Annotated in this window: 2 protein-coding genes and 2 pseudogenes; 3 read left to right on the top strand and 1 reads right to left on the bottom strand. The window is 62.3% G+C overall.

Annotated elements, in window-relative coordinates:
* The 3 genes and pseudogenes from XpopCFBP1817_RS19840 to XpopCFBP1817_RS19830 all read left to right on the top strand — a co-directional run.
* Positions 1 to 401, top strand: a pseudogene (locus XpopCFBP1817_RS19840) (integrase core domain-containing protein); the annotation flags it as partial.
* Positions 402 to 975: 574 nt separating this feature from the next.
* A pseudogene (locus tag XpopCFBP1817_RS19835) lies at positions 976 to 2,133 on the top strand (family 43 glycosylhydrolase); the annotation flags it as partial.
* A 139-nt stretch (positions 2,134 to 2,272) separates the two neighbouring features.
* Positions 2,273 to 3,331, top strand: a complete 1,059-nt coding sequence (locus XpopCFBP1817_RS19830; RefSeq protein WP_208619676.1) for a LacI family DNA-binding transcriptional regulator — start codon at positions 2,273 to 2,275, stop codon at positions 3,329 to 3,331.
* Positions 3,332 to 3,639: 308 nt separating this feature from the next.
* On the opposite strand, the gene XpopCFBP1817_RS22305 is transcribed toward XpopCFBP1817_RS19830, so the two are convergent.
* A partial coding sequence (locus XpopCFBP1817_RS22305) for a hypothetical protein (RefSeq protein WP_208619675.1) occupies positions 3,640 to 3,837 on the bottom strand: 198 nt, incomplete at its 5' end.

The raw sequence follows: 3,837 nt of genomic DNA, 5'->3' as shown, positions 1-3,837 counted from the left end.
AAGTGCCTGGTGATCGTGGATGATGCACCACACGAAGCGCTCGCCATCGACGTGGAGCGCGTGATTCTCTGGCGACGGGGGTGACGCGCGTACTCGACCGGCTTGCCATCAGACGTGGGTTGCCGCAAGTGATCCGCAATGACAACGGCAAGGAGGTGTGCGGCAAGGCGATGGTCGCCTGGGCGCATGCCCGTGGTGTGCAGCTACGGCTCATCCAGCCCGGCACGCCAAACCAGAACGCCTACGTCGAATCCTTCAACGGCCGGCGACGCGACGCATGCCTCAACGAGCACTGGTTCCCAATGTTGCTGCATGCACGCACCGAGATCGAGCGCTGGCGTCGGGAAGACAACGAGGAGCGTCCAAAGAAGGCCATCGGCGGCATGACGCCCGCCGACTAATCCAAACATCTGGCCAACATCGATATCATCCTCCCCGACTCTAAACCTAACCGCTACTCAGGGCGGGGGACGTCGACAACACCCTGAGCGGGAAGCTGTCTTGAATAGGTTCCAACTAGGAGGAGACCTAAGGATCCTCTGATTAACCCACTTGCGCGAAGCTTAACTTATTGATTTGACTGAGCCGCATGGCGGCGATGCATGGGTTAATCAGACCTTCCCTAGAGGTGACCCTAGGCTACGTATATGTCCAGATGTGAATACCGTAACGCCTGCGTGATACCTGTGCAACCGCAATATGTGCGCAACTGTAAGCTGCCTGCGTCTTTAAACCCCTTGTCCTGTAAGGCTTTGCGCCGCAGGTCCGACATCAAATGCTGTCGGGGGCCTGACAGTTTGCTAGGGGTTTCAACTAGCAAATCGCCTTGCAGCGCCAGTGCGTGGAATCGGCCGTTATGTGCGCATCCGCCCTCGCGCCAATAAGGAGGGTCGGCAGGGGTTCGTGAAAAAGTTCTGTGCTGACAGCGAGTTAGCTCGCTTTTAGCTGTTTTTACACGAATCCATGCCGACCCTCAAGTACATCGACCCCGGCCATGCAGTCGGCGAAGACGGCAAGCGCTATCTGCTCCTGAGCGGCGGTGATTATGTGCAGCTGTCCGACGACGGCTTCAAGGTGGTTGGTACGCCCAAACATGTCTACGACGGCTGGAACTATCCGAAAAGCTGGGACGTGGAAGGCAGCGCGCAGGAAGGCCCCAAGATCACCCGCCCAACGGCTGGTACTACATGACCACGGCGGTCGGCGGCACCGCCGGCCCGCCGACCGGGCACAGGGTGATCACCGCGCGTTCGCGCTCGATCCACGGCCCCTGGCAGAACGCGCCCAACAACCCGATCACCCAATCAGCAGCGCCGACGAACCGTGGTGGTCGCGTGGCCACGCCACCCTGGTGGAAGGCACCGACCAGCGCTGGTGGATGCTCTATCACGGCTACGAACACGGCGTCTGGACGCTGGGCCGGCAGGCGCTGCTCGATCTGGGCGAGTGGAGCCCGGACGGCTGGTGCGTCGTCAAGGGCGGCGACCTGGGTGCCCGTTGAAAAAGCCGAGCGGGCAGGTCTCGCCGCATGGCCTGATCTTGTCGGACGACTTCCGCGCCGGCACGCTGCGGCCCGCAGTGGTCGGTCTTCAACCCGGTCGCCGGTGAAGCCAAGCGCTTGAGCGCCGGCGATGGCGTGCTGCGCTGCAGGGCAAGGGCAGCGCCCCGCGCGATGCCTCGCCGCTGACACTGATCGCGCTCGAGCAGGCTTGTCATTTCGAAGTGCAGATGCGCGTGGGCCCGGGCGTGCAGGGCGGCGCGCTGCTGTTCTACAGCGACAAGCTCTACGCTGGCGTCGGCAGCAACGGCTAACACGTCGTCATGCACCGCTGCGGCGAAGAACGCCCGGCCAGGCTTGCGCTCAGCGGCAAGGGCGGCGATCTAGGGCTGCGCGTCACCAACAACCTCCACATCGTCACCGTGCACAGCAGCACCGACGGCACCATCTGGACCCATTACCCATTACCCATTACCCATTACCCAGTACCCAGTACCCAGTACCCGGCGCAGATGGAAGTGTTCGGCTATCACCACACGGTGGCCGGCAAGTTCCCGGCACTGAAACCGGCGCTATATGCCGCCGGGCAAGGCCAGGTGGAGTTCCGCAATTTCCGCTACCGCGCCGTGGACTGACCGTTCTGCCTGCCGGGCATGCCGTCGCGCATCACGCCACGGCGTCTTGGTGATGGCGGATTCGGGACATCGGCAAGTCTGCGAAGGCTTGCCGGCCCGCTGGCCGGTAGAATCCAATCAACTTGAATGGTTGACCGCTATGCCAGCCCGCAAGATGCCTGAAGAGGGAATGCCCGGCCTGCCGAAGGGCAAGGTCGCCACGATCAACGACATCGCCCGGATGTCCGGGGTGTCCAAAAAGACCGTCTCGCGGATCATCAACAATTCGCCGCTGGTCCGGCAGGACACCCGCGAGAAGGTCGAAGCGCTGATGCGCGAGGTCGGCTATTCGCCCGACCCGCTTGCGCGCGGGCTGGCGTTTCGGCGCTCGTTCCTGATCGGCATGGTCTACGACAACCCCACCGCGCAATACATCGTGGACATGCAATACGGCGCGCTGGACGCGCTGCGCGGCTCCAGTTTCGAGCTGGTGGTGCACCCCTGCGACAGCCGCAGCCCCGGCTATATCGAAGGCGTGCGCCGCTTTGCCCAAGCGCAGAAGCTGCACGGGGTGATCCTGGTGCCGCGCGCCTCCGAAGATCAGGCGCTGGCCGACATGCTGGCCGAGATCGGCTGCCGCTACACCCGTATCGCCTCGGTCGCGCTGGACACCACCTCGCAGACGGTTATCACCCACGACCGCGACGGCGCCGCCGAGGCCGCCGATTACCTGCTCTCGCTCGGCCACCGCGACATCGCCCTGATCACCGGCCCCAGCGCCTACCGCTCATCGATCGAACGCACCTCCGGGTTTGCCGACGCCCTGGCCCGGCGCGGCATCGAGCTGCCGCCCGAGTGGATTGTTGAAGCCGGCTACACCTTCGAATCCGGCGTCGCCGCCGCCGAGAAGCTGTTGCTGGGCAAGAAGCGCCCCACCGCCATCTTCACCGGTAACGACGAAATGGCCGCCGGCACCTACAAGGTCGCGCTGCGCGCCGGCATCAACATCCCGCGCCAGCTCTCGGTTGTCGGCTACGACGACAGCTCGCTGGCCTCCCGCCTGTGGCCGCCGCTGACCTCGGTGCGCCGCCACACCCGCGACACCGGCCGCACTGCCGCCGCGATGCTGATCCAACCGGATAACGCCCCTCAACTCCCCACCGCCAGCGTGCACCCGCACCTGATCGTGCGCGATTCCTGCCAACCGCCGGAAGATTGAGCAACGGACGCTTATCACTACTGCCAACGCCTACGCGAGCGACTGTGAGTCCCGCGATTGGCTGTACGTTAGGCGCGGTCGGCGCTGCCCGGGACGGCCGCCCTTGTCATGCTCGCGCCATACTGCCCGGCGCCGTAGGATAGGCTCACCATAACCACGAGCATGAATTGCCGTCATTCGAATTTCCATATTTTCGATGTAGCATTCATTTCAATCCATCTTCAGGACAGGCAATGGTTTCGCGCAGAAAGTTTCTATTTATCTCAGCGGTATTGGTTTTGGCAGGGTGTCAGGGGAGTAAGCTTAGACTAGGTGGTCCAACGAGCTTGAGAATATGTGTTGCCTCGGATCTGCATTTTGGACAACCTGATACGCCCTACGAATATTTTGCAAATGATTTTATCAATTCTAGGAGCCTCTAAAAAACCCATCAATCTGCCATCATTGACTTGACGCCCTGCCAGCGGAGAACGACAGACATGATCAGCTTGTTTGCTGGTGAAGAA

This window comes from Xanthomonas populi, assembly GCF_002940065.1.
GTDB lineage: Bacteria > Pseudomonadota > Gammaproteobacteria > Xanthomonadales > Xanthomonadaceae > Xanthomonas > Xanthomonas populi.
This window is presented reverse-complemented; position numbering and strand designations above follow the sequence as displayed.